This is a genomic window from Bradyrhizobium sp. USDA 10063, from assembly GCF_054063735.1.
In genome coordinates this window covers 42,485-59,036 of the sequence record NZ_JBSSGP010000001.1, presented here as the reverse complement: position 1 = coordinate 59,036, position 16,552 = coordinate 42,485, and the positions used below count along the sequence as shown (strand labels likewise).

Annotated in this window: 14 protein-coding genes and 5 pseudogenes; 12 read left to right on the top strand and 7 right to left on the bottom strand. The window is 60.1% G+C overall.

Annotation, left to right across the window (positions count from 1 at the left end; translation table 11 throughout):
* Nucleotides 1–5: 5 nt before the first annotated feature.
* Nucleotides 6–410 carry a VOC family protein gene (locus ACVJGD_RS00235; protein ID WP_456632536.1) on the bottom strand — a complete coding sequence of 135 codons (405 nt, stop codon included), beginning with the start codon at nt 408–410 and terminating at the stop codon, nt 6–8.
* A gap of 146 nt (nt 411–556) precedes the next feature.
* Here ACVJGD_RS00235 and ACVJGD_RS00230 point away from each other — a divergent pair.
* The 5 genes and pseudogenes from ACVJGD_RS00230 (at nt 557) to ACVJGD_RS00210 (ending at nt 6,477) form a co-directional block, all read left to right on the top strand.
* Nucleotides 557–1,244, top strand: a pseudogene (locus ACVJGD_RS00230) (IS6 family transposase).
* 242 nt (nt 1,245–1,486) lie between these two features.
* Nucleotides 1,487–2,800: an IS701 family transposase gene (locus ACVJGD_RS00225; protein WP_456632535.1), complete on the top strand. Its 1,314-nt coding sequence runs from the start codon at nt 1,487–1,489 to the stop codon at nt 2,798–2,800.
* A gap of 598 nt (nt 2,801–3,398) precedes the next feature.
* Nucleotides 3,399–4,067: an AAA family ATPase gene (locus ACVJGD_RS00220; protein WP_456632534.1), complete on the top strand. Its 669-nt coding sequence runs from the start codon at nt 3,399–3,401 to the stop codon at nt 4,065–4,067.
* Complete coding sequence (locus ACVJGD_RS00215; RefSeq protein WP_456632533.1) at nt 4,030–5,073, top strand: hypothetical protein; 1,044 nt, start codon at nt 4,030–4,032, stop codon at nt 5,071–5,073. Before ACVJGD_RS00220 ends, ACVJGD_RS00215 begins: the two co-directional genes overlap by 38 nt.
* Nucleotides 5,074–5,175: 102 nt before the next feature.
* Nucleotides 5,176–6,477, top strand: a complete 1,302-nt coding sequence (locus ACVJGD_RS00210) for an IS701 family transposase (protein WP_456632767.1) — start codon at nt 5,176–5,178, stop codon at nt 6,475–6,477.
* Nucleotides 6,478–6,551: 74 nt separating this feature from the next.
* Here ACVJGD_RS00210 and ACVJGD_RS00205 read toward each other — a convergent pair.
* The 4 genes and pseudogenes from ACVJGD_RS00205 to tnpA form a co-directional block, all read right to left on the bottom strand.
* Nucleotides 6,552–6,722, bottom strand: a pseudogene (locus ACVJGD_RS00205) (transposase); the annotation flags it as partial.
* Between the two features lie 101 nt (nt 6,723–6,823).
* Nucleotides 6,824–8,422, bottom strand: a complete 1,599-nt coding sequence (gene tnpC / locus ACVJGD_RS00200) for an IS66 family transposase (RefSeq protein ID WP_456632532.1) — start codon at nt 8,420–8,422, stop codon at nt 6,824–6,826.
* A gap of 90 nt (nt 8,423–8,512) precedes the next feature.
* A complete protein-coding gene (gene tnpB, locus ACVJGD_RS00195; protein ID WP_229172545.1) occupies nt 8,513–8,866 on the bottom strand; it encodes an IS66 family insertion sequence element accessory protein TnpB in 354 nt (117 codons plus the stop codon).
* Nucleotides 8,847–9,295 (bottom strand): annotated as a pseudogene (gene tnpA / locus ACVJGD_RS00190) (IS66-like element accessory protein TnpA). The gene tnpB and the pseudogene tnpA overlap by 20 nt, the downstream one beginning before the upstream one ends.
* 563 nt (nt 9,296–9,858) lie before the next feature.
* Between tnpA and ACVJGD_RS00185 the strand changes: the two are divergent.
* From ACVJGD_RS00185 to ACVJGD_RS00165, 5 genes are all read left to right on the top strand, one after another.
* Complete coding sequence (locus ACVJGD_RS00185; protein ID WP_456632531.1) at nt 9,859–10,218, top strand: DUF6788 family protein; 360 nt, start codon at nt 9,859–9,861, stop codon at nt 10,216–10,218.
* Complete coding sequence (locus tag ACVJGD_RS00180; RefSeq protein ID WP_456632530.1) at nt 10,215–11,633, top strand: ISNCY family transposase; 1,419 nt, start codon at nt 10,215–10,217, stop codon at nt 11,631–11,633. The genes ACVJGD_RS00185 and ACVJGD_RS00180 overlap by 4 nt, the downstream gene beginning before the upstream one ends.
* A gap of 298 nt (nt 11,634–11,931) precedes the next feature.
* On the top strand, nt 11,932–12,135 hold the full coding sequence (locus tag ACVJGD_RS00175) for a hypothetical protein (protein ID WP_456632529.1): 204 nt from the start codon (nt 11,932–11,934) through the stop codon (nt 12,133–12,135).
* Between the two features lie 312 nt (nt 12,136–12,447).
* Complete coding sequence (locus ACVJGD_RS00170; RefSeq protein WP_456632528.1) at nt 12,448–12,795, top strand: DUF6788 family protein; 348 nt, start codon at nt 12,448–12,450, stop codon at nt 12,793–12,795.
* Between the two features lies 1 nt (nt 12,796).
* The gene (locus ACVJGD_RS00165; protein WP_456632766.1) at nt 12,797–14,206 is read left to right on the top strand and encodes an ISNCY family transposase; all 1,410 of its coding nucleotides are present in this window, start codon (nt 12,797–12,799) and stop codon (nt 14,204–14,206) included.
* Nucleotides 14,207–15,068: 862 nt separating this feature from the next.
* Here the strand turns inward: ACVJGD_RS00165 and ACVJGD_RS00160 are convergent.
* Nucleotides 15,069–15,195, bottom strand: a pseudogene (locus ACVJGD_RS00160) (IS630 family transposase); the annotation flags it as partial.
* Between the two features lie 132 nt (nt 15,196–15,327).
* Between ACVJGD_RS00160 and ACVJGD_RS00155 the strand changes: the two are divergent.
* Nucleotides 15,328–15,402 (top strand): annotated as a pseudogene (locus ACVJGD_RS00155) (integrase core domain-containing protein); the annotation flags it as partial.
* Nucleotides 15,403–15,485: 83 nt separating this feature from the next.
* Here ACVJGD_RS00155 and ACVJGD_RS00150 read toward each other — a convergent pair.
* Entirely contained in the window at nt 15,486–15,674 is a 189-nt protein-coding gene (locus tag ACVJGD_RS00150) for a hypothetical protein (RefSeq protein WP_456632527.1), read from the bottom strand.
* A gap of 236 nt (nt 15,675–15,910) precedes the next feature.
* On the opposite strand from ACVJGD_RS00150, the gene ACVJGD_RS00145 reads away from it, so the two are divergent.
* On the top strand, nt 15,911–16,237 hold the full coding sequence (locus ACVJGD_RS00145; RefSeq protein ID WP_456632526.1) for a hypothetical protein: 327 nt from the start codon (nt 15,911–15,913) through the stop codon (nt 16,235–16,237).
* Nucleotides 16,238–16,552 lie beyond the last annotated feature (315 nt).

Genomic DNA, 16,552 nt, shown 5'->3' with positions numbered 1-16,552 from the left:
GTGGACTACGCGCCGCCTACGTCAGCTGCCTTGGGATGCTGCGGAGAGTTTTGACGAAGACCGAGGGAGTTGCCGTCGGGGTCCTTGAAGAAGGCAAGCCGAACGCCGTCTCCCACATCATCTATTTTACTGACCTCCACGCCCTGCTTCTGCAACCGGTTACTTGCCTGCTCGATGTCATCGACGACAAGCGTTGCCACGGCACCGCCTGTTCCGACTCCGGTAGGGTGCACATTCAGTCCGATGGCAACACGTGGAAGCACACGGAATTGCCGCCATGTCGACGTGTGGTACTTTTCGTCTGGAATTAAGCCGAGCTTCTTTCCATAGAACGCCACGCTGGCATCCAAGTCTGATACATCTACCTTGGATACAAAAGCATATTCGCCAATAACATCTTTCAGTGCCATTATTTGCTCCCTATGCTGTGGCAACGCAGATTGCAAGAATTTATGCTACACGCAAAGCATGCTGTCGCCTCCTCGTCCTGGTAGGGGGTCCGAGGGTGCCGTCAAGTTCGACGAACTGGAGCGGCGCAAGGGGGTATACGAGCGACGTGCGGACTGCCAAGGATCCTCCTTATCACCGCCATCGCTTCCCGCCGGAAGTGATCAGCTATGCCGTTTGGTAGCATTTCCGGTTTCCCGTAAGCTTGCGCATGGTCGAGGAAATGCTGGCAAGCCGTTCTCCGATCGGATCGGCCAGCGCGCTCCCGCTCGCGGTGACAACGGTATCTGGACGAAGTCGTTATCTCGATCGCGGGCGAATAACATTGGCTCTGGCGCGCTGTCGACCAGAATGGATTCGTTCTCGACGTCTTGATCCAGCGCCGAAGAGATTCGCGCACTGCACAGCGGCTCATGAAGAAGCTCTTGAAATCCGCCGGCATGCCGCCGCGCGTGATGATCACGGACAAATGCCGTTCGTACGGTGCTGCGAGGGCGAAGATGGGCTTTCACGTCGATCATCGCCAGCACAAAGCTCTCAACATTTTCATCAGCCGACGCGGCGACGCGAGCGGATCATGACGCGTTTCAAATCGTCCCATCAGGCTGAACGGTTTCTCTCAGTCATGATCAGGTTGCGAATCTTCTCCACATTCCCTATCCTGGATCCTCGCCGCCGACTTCCGTCGTGCCTCGCGTGAGCGAGCCTTTGCGACTTGGCGCGAGACCTCCATGACAAGCGCTACCGCCGAATCTCGACCTTTGGGAATTGCCTCCTTCGGCTCGGTGGTCGATTAAGTTGACGATGCCGCTATGAATACTCAGTTCGCTTGACTCTCTTGAGTCAGATGACTGCGCGCCAATCTCGAATTTGGCGGCGCTTCAGTTTCACCGCCGAGCCAAAAACGCGCTCGCCATCGCAAAAGCGGGATGCAAATGAATGAGTCAGAACACTAGCACTACTTAGGCACATTTTTAGCGGCGACGAGTTTTTTGGGATTCCCAAGAGAGGGTTTGCGTGATTCATGAGGGGTCGGCTTATGGAGGGCCGATCTATGGACATGGACTGGCAAGCCGATCTCGATCGCTGGCTTGCGCCGTTTGTCGCGGCGCTAAGGCACAAGACGCGGGCCCGGATGTGCCCTCTCTACGTCGCGGGTTTGATTGGTCCAGGAGACCGCAAGAGCGTTCAACCGATGGCGGCACGCGCCAGCGGGGTGGGTTACGATCAGCTCCATCATTTTGTCGCTGCCGGAGTTTGGGACAGTGCTCCACTCGAGGCTGCCCTGCTGAAGGAGGCAGACAGATTGGTTGGCGATGATGCGGGTTTTCTTGTCATCGATGATACGGCGTTGCCCAAGAAGGGACGTCACTCAATTGGCGTCGCGCCACAATATGCCTCGTCGCTCGGAAAGACTGCCAACTGTCAATCGCTAGTCTCGCTAACATTGGCGTCGGGGGAGGTGCCGGTGATGGTGGGCCTGAGGCTGTTCCTGCCCGAGAGCTGGACAGATGATCCTAAGCGCATGGCGCGGGCCGGTGTGCCGAAGGATAGACAGACTGCTCTGACAAAGCCGGAGATTGCGATCAAGGAGATCGACCGCGTCATCGCCTCTGGTGCGCGTTTCGGCTGTGTGCTTGCCGATTCAGGGTACGGCTCCAGCGGGCCTTTCCGTCAGGCTTTGAGCGAGCGCGGTCTGCTGTGGGCGGTGGGTCTGTCGCGGCGCCAGAACGTCTATCCCGCCGACGTTGCCCTGATCTTCCCCATCGCGAAGACCGGAAAGCCTCGCAAATACCACATCCCTGATCAGCCACCGGTCTCTGCTGAAGCGTTGTTGGCCGAAGGCAAATGGCAAAGGGTCAGCTGGCGGCGGGGCACCAAAGGTCGGCTCACATGTCTCTTCACGGCCCGCCGTGTCCGCGTTGCGGATGGCCATAAGCGCCGGATGATCAATAACCGTATGCAGTGCATGCCTGGCGACGAGGTCTGGCTCGTCGGCGAGCGCCGGTCGACCGGGGAGCAAAAATACTATGTGTCGAACCTGCCGGCCGATGCCACCATCAAGACGCTTGCTGCCACGATCAAGGCCAGGTGGGTCTGTGAACAGGCTCACCAGCAGCTCAAGGAGGAGCTGGGGCTCGACCACTTCGAAGGTAGATCCTGGACGGGATTACATCGACATGCGTTGATGACGATGATCGCTTACGCCTTCCTCCAATCCCGCCGCCTCAAAGCAGCGGGACGGAAAAAAAAGAATCTCAGGACCGCCACCACAACCAAGCATGCCGGCCATCAGGCAAGCGATCCTCGACCTCTTCACACGACCTCCACCCCGACGATGTCCTCACTGTGACCTGCTCCTTGCAAATATCGCGAAGACTAAAGTGCCAAAGTAGTGCTAGCATGACTGCGATAGGTAAGCGTGCTCAGCGCAACGCGCAACTACCCATCCTTGTAGGTAGAAGGGGCTCACCTGTGAAATGGACCCCGGATTTTGGAGCGGCGGCTTAGGCGGTGCTGATGCCGTTCCGTTCCTATAAACGGAGCGGACCATGAAAAGACGAGACAAAAAATCGATGCAGCACTGAAGGCTAAGATCGTCTTGGAGGCGCCGCGAGAACAATCAACGGTGACGGGTCTGGCGTAGACCTACCAGGTGTTATGTGAACGATCAAGTAGTTCGGGCGTTCGACGCGGGCGCTGGTCGGGATGGCGAGGCGGCCCACGTGACACCGCCGAATAATGGGCTATTTTACGAAGCCACGTCGTGGTGATTCTCGCGGCCCCTAATGGACCGGCTGACGTATTGCGCGGTATATCGTTAGTGGCTGGGCCTCGATTTGGTTGCGATTTCCACGCTCGCTTCTTGATGCGACCCACGATCGGGAGTGGTAAGCTCGATGTTGACGACTCGTGCGTTTCATGTCGTTGCTGTCCGGGACGCGTAGAAGATGTATGTCCTTGCTCTGGTGACCCAAAAAGGCGGAAGCGGCAAGAGCACGCTGGCGGTTGGAATTGCAGTCGCAGCGTTGGGGAACGGGGAGCGCGTCGCAATTGTCGAGGCGGATCCACAAGGCACGATTTCAAAATGGAAAGTGCGGCGCGGCCATCCCGATCCCCGGGTCGTTCGGGTCGCCAATACGGCCGAAATAGAAGGGGCGCTCGTCAGCCTTGAAGCCGAGGGGATCTGGCTTACGGTTATCGATACCGCCGCCACGAACAATGCACTGGCCATGCGCGCCATCGCGGGGGCCGACCTTTGCCTGATCCCGGTGCGTCCGAGTCCGGCCGACATCGAAGCTGCGATACCGACGCTGATTGCTATTCGTAGGCTCAACCGCCGATTTGCTTTCGTCCTCGCTCAGACGCCACCGCGGGGCTGCCGCGTGAGTGAAGCCGCAACGTCGCTCAATTCGCTCGGGGTGCTCGCGCTTCCCTATATCGGACAGCGCAATGACCATCAGGACGCGCTTGGGGCAGGATTGGGCGTGACGGAGTTTGCACAAGATGGAAGAGCCTCGGAGGACGTTCGTGAGCTGTGGCACTGGATCTTGAAGAAGCTCGTCGAGGGGTCGTCAGATCATGAGCCACACGCAAGAAACGAAAAAGCCGCGTACTAGGCAGACGCGCTGCGCGCGACGCTCGCTCGTGGAGCTTACCGCGGCGGCGAGCCGAGCCGTTGACGATGGCCTGTTTGTGTTGTCCCGCGGGATTGCCGCTTCCAATCCGCGATCGAAGCACACAGGCGCGAATGCGTCTGATCAAACAATCTTTACAAGGCAAGCGACGGCTCCGAGTCCCGTTGCGGGGCTTGAATCTCGAAATGTGGTGGCGCCGCGCAAGGACGAACTCCTAGATTCCGACACTACCACCGAGATGATGGTGAGGGTTGCCGAGGACCCTCAAAACAGAGCTTCTGAAAACATCAAAGCCAGCCTGAATGCTGCGTTGGACCATGCAAAGGGCCTCGTAGAGACACTGGTGGAAGGCGAAGCGGCGTCGAAAAGCATCGACGGTTCCAGACCTGAATGCAATTTTTTGAGCGTTCTCAAAGAAGCCGCAACGGGGTTTCGCGCGGATGCAACCGAACTGATTATGCAGAAAGAACCAGCCGACAGCGCGGGGCAGTTGCAACCGCGATATATGCGGCGGCTCACTGACGAGGCGGTCAGATTGCTCGACGATCTTCGGAGCGGCAAGCTGGAGAATCAGGCGAACTTCATCCTGAGCGAGTGCTTCAGAGAAGCAGCCAGCGCGTTCTCTATCATCAATCAGCAGCTCAAGCGCGACGGCTATCCCGCGAGCATTGATCCATCAATCTTCATGTGGCTTGCCAATATCACCGAACCGGAAACGCGTGACACCGGGACCATGCGGCTTGAGATCGTACCCAACCACCAAGGTCGTCCGAGCACGTACACGCGCCAGGTCGCTCAATTCATCTGGCACCTTGTCGAGGGACAGGGCTGCCGGCGACAGGCCGCATATCGGGCGGCGCTCACGAAGTTCACCGTAACCGCGAGTTTCGTCGAGAACGCTTATGCGTTTTGGGAGCCGATCTTCAAGCGGGCGGGACCGCCCGTGAGGATGCTAACCCGCATTTCAGATCCAGAAGTGCAAAGCTAGGCAGCGCAGGCGTTTGGAGCCCGATCGACCGAGGCCTAGCATTACAGTTGCATTGTCTTGAGGGTTCTGAATCCATGGGTGACCATGATTCGGGATCTGATGATTGGTGGCGCGTCGGTTGAGAATACGCTGGCGCTGTGGGCTTCATCGTTGCGAGATGCCAAGCAACGCATCCGTCCGCTGTTTACGCAGGAGCGGGTCGCGGCCTCGGCGTGGCAGTTTCTCGACGGACTGTTGGGCAACGAGCCGCGCAAGACGGGTTGGATGCGGGCGGAAGCGGCCGGCGATCCAGGCCCGTGGCGCCAGCAGGCGATCCTGGGCCGGGGGCGGTGGGATGCCGACGCACTACGCGACATTGTGCGTGAGTACGCACTGGAAGCGCTTGGCGATGAGGACGCGGTCCTGGTCATCGATGAGACCGGCTTTTTGAAGCAGGGCAAGGCCTCGTGCGGGGTCGCACGCCAGTACACTGGCTCGGCGGGCAAGATCACCAATTGCCAGATCGGAGTGTTCGCCTCCTATGTGTCGCGGCATGGCTATGCCTTCATCGACCGGGCGCTCTACCTGCCAAGGGAATGGACGGACGTATCCGCTCGCCTGAAGGCAGCGCATGTCCCGAGCGATGTGGGGTTTGCGACGAAGCCCAAGATCGCGCGTCGAATGATCGCTCGCGCGATCGCCGCAAAGGTGCCGTTCTCGTTCGTGGCGGCGGACAGCGTGTATGGCACCGGAGAGATCGAAACCCTGCTGCGCAAGGCGGGCAAGGGCTATGTTCTGGGTGTTGCTTCCAATCATGTGTTCCGTTCTTGGGGCAAGCCGCAGCCTGTCGCCGGCACTGCCTCCGCGATCGCGCAGAGCCTTCCCAAGACGGCCTGGCATCGCCTGTCGTCCGGCGAAGGGACCAAAGGTCCGCGCTGGCACGACTGGGCCTATCTTGAGCTGGCCGATCTCGACGCTGGAGAATACAACGACGACCTTGCCGGGGAATGGACGCGGGGTCTTCTGATCCGCCGCAACATTGCCGACGGCAGCTTGGCCTTCTTCTCCACATGGTGCCCCAAGGGCACGTCTATGCAGAAGCTGGTGTCGGTGGAAGGTCATCGCTGGGCTATCGAGGACAGCTTCGAAACCGCTAAGAACGAGCTCGGCCTTGATCACAACGAAACCCGCTCCTGGCATGGCTGGCATCGCCATGTCTCACTCGTCATGCTTGCCTTCGCCATGATGGCCGTCATCCGTCATCGGGCCAACACCGGGCCATTGCTCAAAAAACGCGACAGCGGCCTCGACCGAAGCATCGTTCTTGATCCGCTGGTCAATCCAAGAAATCCGGCGCATCGCCATGAAGCTAACCCAGCGGCGCATCCCCCACGCCCACATCCTCGCATGGTCGTCCTGGCGTAGGGCTCATCAGGCCAACGCGCGCAAAGCCCATCTCAGCAAAAAATTGCAACTGTAATGCTAGGTGGTGTGGACACTTACCGCAGCCAGAGAATGATGGCTGCGAGGGTGACGACCGCCCGATAATTTCGAGCGGTCTTTTCGAAGCGGGTTGCGACACGGCGGAATTGCTTGAGCTTTGAGAAGCAGCATTCCACGAGATGGCGCTGGGCATAGAGATGCTTGTCGAGCGGATATTTGTAAGCGCTTATTTTTCCGCACGGCGCGCGGGGGGTGGTCGCGGTGTCGTGTGACGCCGCGCCCCAGCGGGATCATCGGAACGGCTTGATTGATCCTGAGCGTTCGACCGTCAGCCGCTGTTCTCAGCTGGCAGGTGTTTTTGAGCGGTGCAGTTGAACGGCAACAGATCTTCGATATCGGCATCGGGCGCACGCTGGGGCAATTCAGTGAGCGCGTGACGTAGCCATGCATAGGGATCGACGCCGCAAGCCCGGCATGTCAGCACCAAACTGTAGATCACGGCGCTTGCCCTGGCGCCGGCAACGGTGTCGCTGAACAGCCAACTTTTTCTTCCGGTGACAAACGGCCTGATGTCGCGCTCGAGAACATTGTTATCGATCGGGGCGAGACCGTCACTGGTGTAGCGGGTCAGATAGTCCCATTGGTTGCGCGCATAGGCGATCGCCTTGCCGGTTAAGCTTTCGGGGAGGACCTTCGGCGCCTGGTCGTCGAGCCACGTTCTGAAGGCGGCCAATACCGGCAGGCTATGCTGCTGGCGCAGCCGCAAGGTATATTCGACGCGCGTTTCGCCCTCGGGCGGGGTCTGGCGCGCCACCCTCTCGACCTCATACAACGCCTCGAAGAACTTGACCGCCTGCAATGGCGGACCGCCAGGCTTTTTCCTGGCCTTGAGCGCGTCGGTAAATTTCCTGCGCCCATGCGCCATACAGCCGAGATGCGTCGCGCCTGTCAGCGTGCACCAGGCGTCGTAGCCGTAGCTCATCAACAAGCCGCTATAGCCGGCCAGGAAGGCCTGCGGATGTTCCTGGCCGCGACCGGGCTGGTAGTCGAACAGCACGACCGGCTGCGCGCAGTCCTGGCCGCTGCGATAGGCCCACATGAAGGATTTGGCCTGTGCGTCCCGGCCCTCCTCTTTCAGAACCTGGACCCAGGTTTCGTCACCGTGGACCAGGGGCTGCGCCCTGAGCTCTTGCTGTAGCGCGTCATAGACCCGCTGCAGCTGCAACTCGCTCGACCGGATCACCCAGTTGCCCAGCGTCCCGCGGCTGATGCTGACGTTGGCGCGCCCCAGCGCGTCCGCCACACGATACAGCGGCGTGCCGTCGACGTATTTGCTGGCGAGCACGAGCGCCAGCGTCGATGGTGTGGCGACGCTGCCCGGCAACGGCTGCGCCGGCATCGGCGCGGTCACAATTGGGGTGTTCAGCGCGGTGCGCTCGCAGTGGCGGCAGGCATATTTGAACCGCACATGTTGCAGGACCGACGCCTTCACCTCGATGTGCAACTGCTCGGTGACGGTCTCGCCCATCCGATGCATCATATGGCCGCAGCACGGACAGTCCTTCTGATCCTCACCCAGATCATGTTCGACGCGCTGGCGCGGCAGATCTTCAGGCAGCGGCTTGCGGCCGCGTTTCTTCGGCGCCGGCATTAAAGCCTCCGGCAATCCCGTGTCCGGCACGGCGACCGCCTCGACATCGGCGTCGTCCCGGCTTTCAGCGGCGGCCTGCTCGGCTTCGTTGAAGATGCGCTCCGTGAGCTTTTCGCTCTTCGGTGCATAGCGGTGCAGGCGCTCCAGACGCAACTGCTCCTCAAGATGCAGGACGCGTTGCGCGAGTTTCTCGTTGTCGGCCCTCAGCGCAGCGATCTCGGCCGCGCTCGCCGCGATCAGGGCTTCCAGCTCGTGCGTTGCGGGCTTGCGACTCATCGTAGTCTTGAATCGAAGTCGTGCCGCCGCGTCAACCGGGTTCCATGTAGTTGGCGGCGTCATCCGATGACGCCGCCGCATCGAACACTGTCAGCCCACGCTCTGATATTGCCGCACCGGATGGCGACGCACCGCCGCGATGTTGATGCCGTCAAGCAGCCAGTGCAGCTCCTCCGTCGTCAGCGTCAGCACCGCCTCCTGGCTTCCGGGCCAGTGGAATCTGTCCGCCTCCAGCCGCTTCAGCAGCATCCAAAATCCCGACCGATCATAAATCAGCAGCTTGATCCGGTCGCGCCGGCGATTGCAGAACCCGAACACCGCGCGCTGGAACGGATCCAGCCCCATCGACTGCTCGACCACGATCCCCAGGCTGTTGATGCCCGCCCGGAAGTCAATCGGCTCGCGGTGAAGGTAGACCCGAAGATCAGACGCCAGTCGGAACATCGCAACGCCCTAGCGCTTCAATTACCGCCGACAGCAACTGAGCGTCGCCGCCTTCCAGCGAAAGCGTCACTCCGTTGGGCATCGATGCCGTCAGCCGCCCGGCACAGGATCGCTCCGTCGCGCAAACCGCGATCGCGCCAGCAGATCGAGTTGGCGACGTCGACGGCGCGCTAACCGGAATAAACGCCGGCGCAATCGCCGCCCGCGCCTCCGGCTGGCCATTCCCGTTCTGAAGTTGTCGCTTGGCCACCCACTTGCGCAGCAGGTTCGCGTTCACGCCGTGTTGCACAACGCCAGCCCCGCCAGCGACACGCCAGGCCGCAGACAGGCTTCGACCAGCTGTTGTTTGCTGGCCGGGTCATAGCGACGCCGGCCATTCCCCAACACACCGAGCGTCTCAAGCTTAAAAGGTTCCTCTGGAGTGATCATCGATGATGTCCACCTTGTTCATGGTGGACACCTCATCCCATCAGGACACTCAATTGCACAGGTGCGTCAAGAATAGCGCTTACGGTAGTTCGCTAAATCGCGGTCGGTGCTGATAGCGCTTTCGGTGCCTAATTGAAGTAGGCATTGGCTTCGCTGTTTTCGGCGGAGCCAAGATGACCACCGCGCCGCTTGATCGGTTGTCGAGCTAATCGTGGACGCCGGAGAGTGGCAATCGCGCCAGCATGGCATCGAGCCGATCGATCGGTGCTTCGGTAGCCTTCTTTGTGCGCGCCCACAGAAGCTCCCTCTGACCGCTGCTTCATATTCGCCAAGAGGACGCAGCAACGAGGGCAGTGGAGATGGTGACGGTGAAAGTTCGGTAGCAAGTCAAACCTGGCCAAGGCAAGCACCGATAGACAAATGCCTCCGTCGAGACGAATTCGCTCCACTAGACTAGTTTCTGTCGCGAAACGCATTTCGCCCTTTAAAAATATGGGTTATCGCGCGATTTTCGCGCACGTTTTTTCTTGCGCCGTACATGTGCATAGTATCACATTCTTGATATGAAGCATGTTGATTCGGAATCGCCTTTGGATGTTGCGCGATGGCTGCGAAGCGAATCGACGAGTCTCTGGCCTGCGCTTCTGGGTTCGCTGAGCCTGCGTCGGAGCCGATGTATCCGCGAGAATTGCCCGGCGTGCCGGTCTGGCGAACAGCATCAAAGTTATGTGCTCTACGGTCGCGCGAACGGACGTCGCGTTGCCGTCTACGTGCCGGAAGAGCTTGTGCCGGAGGTTCAGCGCAGTCTGGACAACGGGCGCGCTCTGCAGGATCTGCTGCACCAGGCGGCACCGCGATACATCAAAGCGCTGAAGCGAGAACGCGCCGAAGCATCCAAAAGCAAGAAGAGCCGAGCGATGTGAGAGCGACGGCGCGACAGATCAGCTTTGCCGATTGGGAGCTGATGCAGCAACGCGATCAGGGCATTCGCCTGGAACCGCTGCTGGAGGCGATATCCGGCTTTCTCGACGACCAGCGGGACGTCATCGAGCGCGTCCGGCGGGACTTGGTGCGTGGCCTGAAGCAACCCGATAGCGGTCGTCACGGATTAACGGCGACGCAGGTTCTGCGCTCGCTGGTTCTGATGCGGCTCAAGAACTGGGACTATCGCGAGTTGCGTGAACGCATCGCAGATGGATTGACGCTTCGTCAGTTCACCGACTTCTACTGCGCGCCGGTGCCGAAGCATGACGCCTTTCAGCGTGGCTTCATCCGTCTGACCCCACAAACGCTGAGAGCGGTCAACGATTTGGTGGTTCGGGCAGCGGTCGAGCTCGGATTGGAGGACGGCGCGAAGTTGCGGGTCGACACCACGGTCGTGCAGACCGACATTCATCATCCAACCGACAACACGTTGCTATGGGATGTGGTCCGCGTTGTCACACGCCTGGTCCGCCGTCTGGCCAAAGCGCTGGAATTGCGAAGAATCAAGGGCTTTTGCGATCGCACGCGGGCGGCGCGGCGCCGGATGTACGAGATCCAGCGCATGACGACGAGGCAACGTCACGAGCAGCAGGCCCGCACATACCGGGTGCTCATCGACATCGCCGAGGAGGTCGTAGGCAACGCACGCGCGGGGCTCGAGAGAACCCGCACGATCCGCGGCAAGGATGCCGACATGGCCATCGAGGAACTGCGCGGGCAGATCGAGCACTTCTGCCACCTGGGAGATCGTGTCATCGATCAGTCACGTCGTCGTGTGCTCCTTGGTGAGCAGCTCGCTACCGACAAGAAGATCTATTCCATCTTCGAGCCTCATACCGACCTGATCAAGCGCGGCAAGGTGCGCACGCCGGTCGAGTTTGGCCACAAGGTCTTCCTCGCCGAAAGCGCTCAGGGCCTGATCACGCAATACGAGGTGCTGAGGGGCAATCCACCCGACGAGGTTCACGTGGCATCTTCCCTCCAGCGCCACAGGCAGGCCTTTGGCCGCGCCCCGCAGCTGTATGGCTCGGATCGTGGCTTCTTCAGCGAGCAGAACCTCGCCTCGTGCAAGCACGCCGGCGTCAAGGTGGTGTGCATTCCTCAGCGTGGCGGCGAGCGGACGGCACGACGGGAGGCATATGAGAAGAGTACGGTCTTCAAGGATGGTCAGCGCTTTCGCGCCGGCATCGAGGGACGCATCTCCGTGCTGTTTCGAGGCCGCGGCATGAAGCGCTGCCTCGCCGAAGGACGCGACCGTTTCGAGCTGTGGGTCGGCGCCGCCGTGCTCGCCAACAATCTCATGAGGATCGCAGCACTGCTGGCGCGACCGTCACGCAAGCGAAAAGCTGCTTGATCGACACGACGGCCCGCCCCGGTCACCCAAAGTGGCCGCGGCTCAGCACATCCCAAGCTGACAAACGGCGCGCAACTCCGAACCGCACCGAAAAAATCGCCCGTTACGAGCTTGCCGATTCCACCACTCTCCGTCACTTTATGCCCAATCTATCGGCATAACTTCAATCGGACCCCCTAAGTTCAGCCGTTTCGCGACGGAAACTAGACTAGCATATTGACAGAGAACGATTTCTCCTTTGGCACGATACATGCTTAATCGCCCTATAAAGGCGCATTGACTGAGGAGAAGTCGTCCGATGATCTCGCTCACCGGAAACTCAGACCAGGCTAAGGTCGCAGCTGCGATTCTGCCGGAGACGATATCTGGAGGCGTGGGGCCTGTCCGCGACATTGGGAAGATCTGGGCTGCGCGCAAGAGTTTGGGCACCGCCAATACCCCCCATATTGTGCAAGCGACTGCGGGCGCGGTTATCCCGAGCAAATTGAACCAGGGCGGCTGATTTGAGTCGCTACGTGGCGCGACGCCCATGGTGGGAACGCCCAGCTTGATGGATGGACTGCAGGAGCGGTGAAGATGACATATCGGGCATCTCCGGCGCGCGGGAGCGCCTGTCAACCAGGCGATCAGGGCAGGTTACCTGAAGCGCGATCGATCTCCTCTACCGTCGTTGTCGGCAGTGGTACGCTAGCTACTTTCCGGCGCAAAATTCGGCGGCCTTGTGAAGCCGCGAGAATCGCTTGGTGTGATGAAACCTGCAAGGTCGGACGGACTGGCGTTGACTTGAGATGGCGACGCTGATTCATTCTTATGAATGATTCGCAATCGAGCCCTTCAAACGCGTGAGAAGCTGGTCGACCAGCTGCCGGTCACCGGCGAGCTGCTGCGCGGCTCGCTACTGGAGCGCACCATTCGTCACAAGAGCGGCTGCCCGAAGTGCGCACGAGGCGAAGGGCATCAGGTGTACGTGCTGACGGTGAGCTATGCGGGCGGACGCGTGCGCCAGTTCAGCGTGCGGCGCGAGCGCGTTGCCGAAGTGCGCCGCTGGTTGGACAATTACCAGAAGCTGAAGGACGAGATCGAGGCGATCTGCGAGCTCAATCACCAACTGTTGCGCCCTGATGCGGCGATGCCGCGCGGCAGGAGGAAGAAACGTGATTGAGATGCGCAGAGCGCAACTGAGCTTCGGCGACGGCTTGATCGCCGGGGAAGTAAGCGATCTTCGCGAAAGCTGGATGACCCATGCTGATCGGGTTCTCGCGGATGAGCAGATCGTAGGTGCGGTGTACGAGGCGCTCGCGAGACGACATCCCAGGAGCCGCAGTCGTGGTCGGCCGGGCGCACCGGCCGAAGTGGTGTTGCGGTTGTTGATCCTCAAGCACGTTCGCAACTGGAGCTATCATGTGCTGGAGCGCGAGGTGCGCGCCAACCTGGTTTACCGCGACTTCACCCGTGTGGGCGGCGACAAGACGCCGGACGCCAAGACGATGGGACGTTGGGGCCTGGCTGTGGATCCGGACACGATCAAGCAGATCCACGACCGGATCGTGCAAATTGCGCAGCAACAAGGGGTGACGCAGGGACGCAGAATGCGCGTGGATACGACGGTGGTGGAGACCAACATCCACCATCCGACCGATAGCACGTTGTTGGGAGACGGGGTGCGAGTGCTGATCCGCACCATGAAGAAGATCACCACGATCACGGGCGCAGTCGGAACGAAGCTGCGCGATCGGAGCCGAAGCGTAAAGCTGCGGCTGCTCGATATCTCGCGGATTGCGCGCGCCAAGGGGCAGCTCAATCACGAGAGGCTCAAGGAAGGCTACCGTAAGCTATTGAACTCGACGAGCCGAGTGGTGGGTCAGGCGAAGCGCTTCTCCAGCGAGATCGCTACCGGCGTGAAGCGGGCCAGGGGCATCTTGAAACGGCTGGCGCTGCAAGGCTTGCGGCAGGAGCTGGAGGCGATGATGCCGCTGGTGCGGCAGGTGATGCGGCAGACCCGGGAACGCATCTTCCGCGGCAATACGCGGGCAGAGGACAAGCTCTTCAGCGTGTTCGAGCCGTCGACGGAGATCATTCGCAAGGGTAAGGCCGGCAAGCCCAATGAGTTCGGCAAGATGGTCAAGCTGCAGGAAGCCGAAAACCAGATCGTGATCGACTACGAAGTCTACGACCGGCGGCCGAGCGATACGGACCTGTTGATCCCGGCCATCGAAATCCACCAAGCCAAGCTCGGTCGCACGCCGCGTCTGGTCGCGGCAGACGCCGGGTTCTACTCTGCCAGAAATGAAGCCGCGGCGAAGGCGAGCGGCGTCAAACGCGTCTGCATCCCAAATCGCTCCACCAAGAGCGTCGCCCGCAAGCGCGAGCAGAAGAAGCGGTGGTTCCGCAACGGTCAGAAATGGCGGACCGGATGCGAGGGACGCATCAGCGTGGCCAAACGGCGGCACGGGCTCGATCGCTGCCACTACAAAGGCAGCACCGGGATGAAGCGGTGGGTCGGGCTCGGCGTTGTCGCTGACAATCTCATGAGCATCGGCCGCGTGATGGAAGAACAGTCACTCCAAAGGTAGTCCTCTTCCCGCGCCAGTCTTGGCCTCTTCGCCCCGCCGCCCCCGCGGGGCTTCTCTATCTGCGCGGTTGACCCCGCCCTTCAGAACCACGAATTTTGCGCCGGAAAGTAGCTATCAGATGCGCTCAGCTGGCAATTGAGATGGGCCACGTCATTGGTGCAGCGTTGTGTGCCGACGGCGTACTCCGCGATTGGGCTGTTCGTTCGAACATCCCGTCTGTAGCAAGCGTTGAAGAGCTCTCTTCTTTTTTCCTCCTTGGACCGCAGTCATAGCACTCGGTGCCTGTCCGCTGATGCATTGCCAAACCTGGGAGCGAAGTACAGCAAGCGAATGGTCCGCGTGCTGAAATGCACCGAGCATATGGGGCCTCAGCCTGTCCGCCAACGATCCGCCAAACTTGGGAACGCAGAGAAGCAAGAGAAATGCCCATTTCGTGAAACCTGGTCATCGAGCGAAGCCGTCAGGCAGCCCACCACCGATCCGCCGGTGAGTCCCGAACGCCGTCTAGGCTGGCTGCTCCCAACTCACATCTCATGTCGTATACACCGCGAGAGCCTAACGCGACTACATGAATCGGTGTACTCGCTCTCATTACGGTCGTCAGCTGGCGCCGTTTTTGGATCATTATGTCGAAGCGCGCTCAACCGGGCGCCGGTCGTTGTGACGCTCCCGTGTCGAAGTTCAATGGGCGATCAACTCCAGAGCGCGATCCACGTCTTAGGGACGACAATTCCGTCGACCTTCAACGGATTGCCATCGAAATCAACGTGGGACGCTTGGAATACCCTCACCGCAGCCTCAGTGTGCGGGCCAAAAACGTCTTCCCAACCAGATCGTCGCGCTATACCAACTTCTTTGAGGCGACCGCGCCAGCGGATCGCGCTGGCCGCGCTGACACCAAAGCGCTCGGCGCGCCTGTCGACAGGACAAGCCGCCGTCAATCGCACTGACCACCTTTGACGAAGATCAACGGAAAGCGCCTTGGCCATGCATGCTGACCTCCTTCGCCAGCATGCAGTTTGAATCTGACTCGCGTCGTCTTGGGAATCCCTAACGATTCATTCCGGTCGGAAAATGCTCTAGCGTCCGTCAACCAAGGCGGCCCTCAACGGATGGACACCTACATTGCGCCGGGCACGCCCATGCAGAATGCCTTTATCGAGAGCTTCAATGGCCGGCTGCGGGATGAATTGTTGATTCTTCACGCGCCCGACTTAAGGAACCCTTGATCGACCTAATCCGGAAAACTCCGTGCTTACGCAGAATCGCCGGAAACCGGTCAAACCGCAGACAGCGTGCCCGCACCATCGCGATTTGCAATCTTGATCCCCGCAACTGCAAGCGCACGCGCAAACGTTTCGTGGTGATAGTGATAATGTTTGAACTGCTCAATTTCATCAAGACGCTTCAGAAGCGCATTTGCACTAACGCCTTCTTCGCCGAACTCTCCATGCAGTTCTTCGGGCATAGCCCAGGCCGCCCTCTCTTGGGTATGGTTACCATCGCAAGTTGAAGCTTTGGTTGGCCAGCGGAGTTAGCGGCGCGTGACTTGAGGCGCGGGACGGCGTCCGCTCGGCCGACACCGACGGGCGTTAGGTCACCACGCGTATCGCGGCATTTCCCCCGGGCTCCTGGTTCGATCACATCGAGCCGAATGAACATGAAGGGAACACGGACGACGAGAAGGCGCGAAGGCTTCGGAAAATGAACGCAGAGAACGACTTCGCGGCGCGGCTCATTGATGCCGGGCGCCTTGCAACGATAGCCCGCACATGCGGCCTTAGAGCTGACGTCTCCCACTACGTTAACAAGGCACTCAAGGAGCTTTGGCAAACCCAGTCTCCTGAAGAGGCAAGAAAGATCGCCGAGCGCTGGGTCTTCTGGGACGCGGAGGGGAAGCCGTGGCCGTGCATGCCCCCGTTGGATAACGTGGTCCAGTTCCATCGCGCCGGCCCAACACAGATATCGATGGCGAGCCAGCCGGCTCACACCATTGCAGGCAATCTGGGATTGGTTCGAACGACAGGATGAAGAGGCGCGAACTGAGATTCTGGCATGGCGGCGCTTCTGGTGTTCAAAGGTCATGATCTTCTCGACTTTGGCAGCCGAGCGTGGTGGGAATATCTTCGGCAGTGGCTGAGCGAGATGAAATTATCAAACCAGACGATCATTGGCCGCGCATTGACGTTCCGGAGCTGTTTTGAGTATTTCGCGGAGTGCAGGTTCACTGAATCGGGGTGGGCCTGGTCCGAAAAGGTCGCCTTAGCGTTGTTGAAGATGCCAAGAATGCCCCCGATTCCGATGCCGCGCGCCTCGCACCGATTGCGCAGAAAATGCTTGATACGT

Bases quoted from the DNA above. Each gene is read 5' to 3' on its own strand.
- ACVJGD_RS00175 (WP_456632529.1), top strand. From the start codon at position 11,932: ATGATCTCGCTCACCGGAAACTCAGACCAGGCTAAGGTCGCAGCTGCG.
- ACVJGD_RS00235 (WP_456632536.1), bottom strand. From the start codon at position 410: ATGGCACTGAAAGATGTTATTGGCGAATATGCTTTTGTATCCAAGGTA.
- ACVJGD_RS00225 (WP_456632535.1), top strand. From the start codon at position 1,487: ATGGAGGGCCGATCTATGGACATGGACTGGCAAGCCGATCTCGATCGC.
- ACVJGD_RS00220 (WP_456632534.1), top strand. From the start codon at position 3,399: ATGTATGTCCTTGCTCTGGTGACCCAAAAAGGCGGAAGCGGCAAGAGC.
- ACVJGD_RS00165 (WP_456632766.1), top strand. From the start codon at position 12,797: ATGCGCAGAGCGCAACTGAGCTTCGGCGACGGCTTGATCGCCGGGGAA.
- ACVJGD_RS00145 (WP_456632526.1), top strand. From the start codon at position 15,911: ATGAACGCAGAGAACGACTTCGCGGCGCGGCTCATTGATGCCGGGCGC.
- ACVJGD_RS00215 (WP_456632533.1), top strand. From the start codon at position 4,030: ATGAGCCACACGCAAGAAACGAAAAAGCCGCGTACTAGGCAGACGCGC.
- ACVJGD_RS00185 (WP_456632531.1), top strand. From the start codon at position 9,859: ATGAAGCATGTTGATTCGGAATCGCCTTTGGATGTTGCGCGATGGCTG.
- tnpC (WP_456632532.1), bottom strand. From the start codon at position 8,422: ATGAGTCGCAAGCCCGCAACGCACGAGCTGGAAGCCCTGATCGCGGCG.
- ACVJGD_RS00150 (WP_456632527.1), bottom strand. From the start codon at position 15,674: ATGCCCGAAGAACTGCATGGAGAGTTCGGCGAAGAAGGCGTTAGTGCA.
- ACVJGD_RS00170 (WP_456632528.1), top strand. From the start codon at position 12,448: ATGATTCGCAATCGAGCCCTTCAAACGCGTGAGAAGCTGGTCGACCAG.
- tnpB (WP_229172545.1), bottom strand. From the start codon at position 8,866: ATGTTCCGACTGGCGTCTGATCTTCGGGTCTACCTTCACCGCGAGCCG.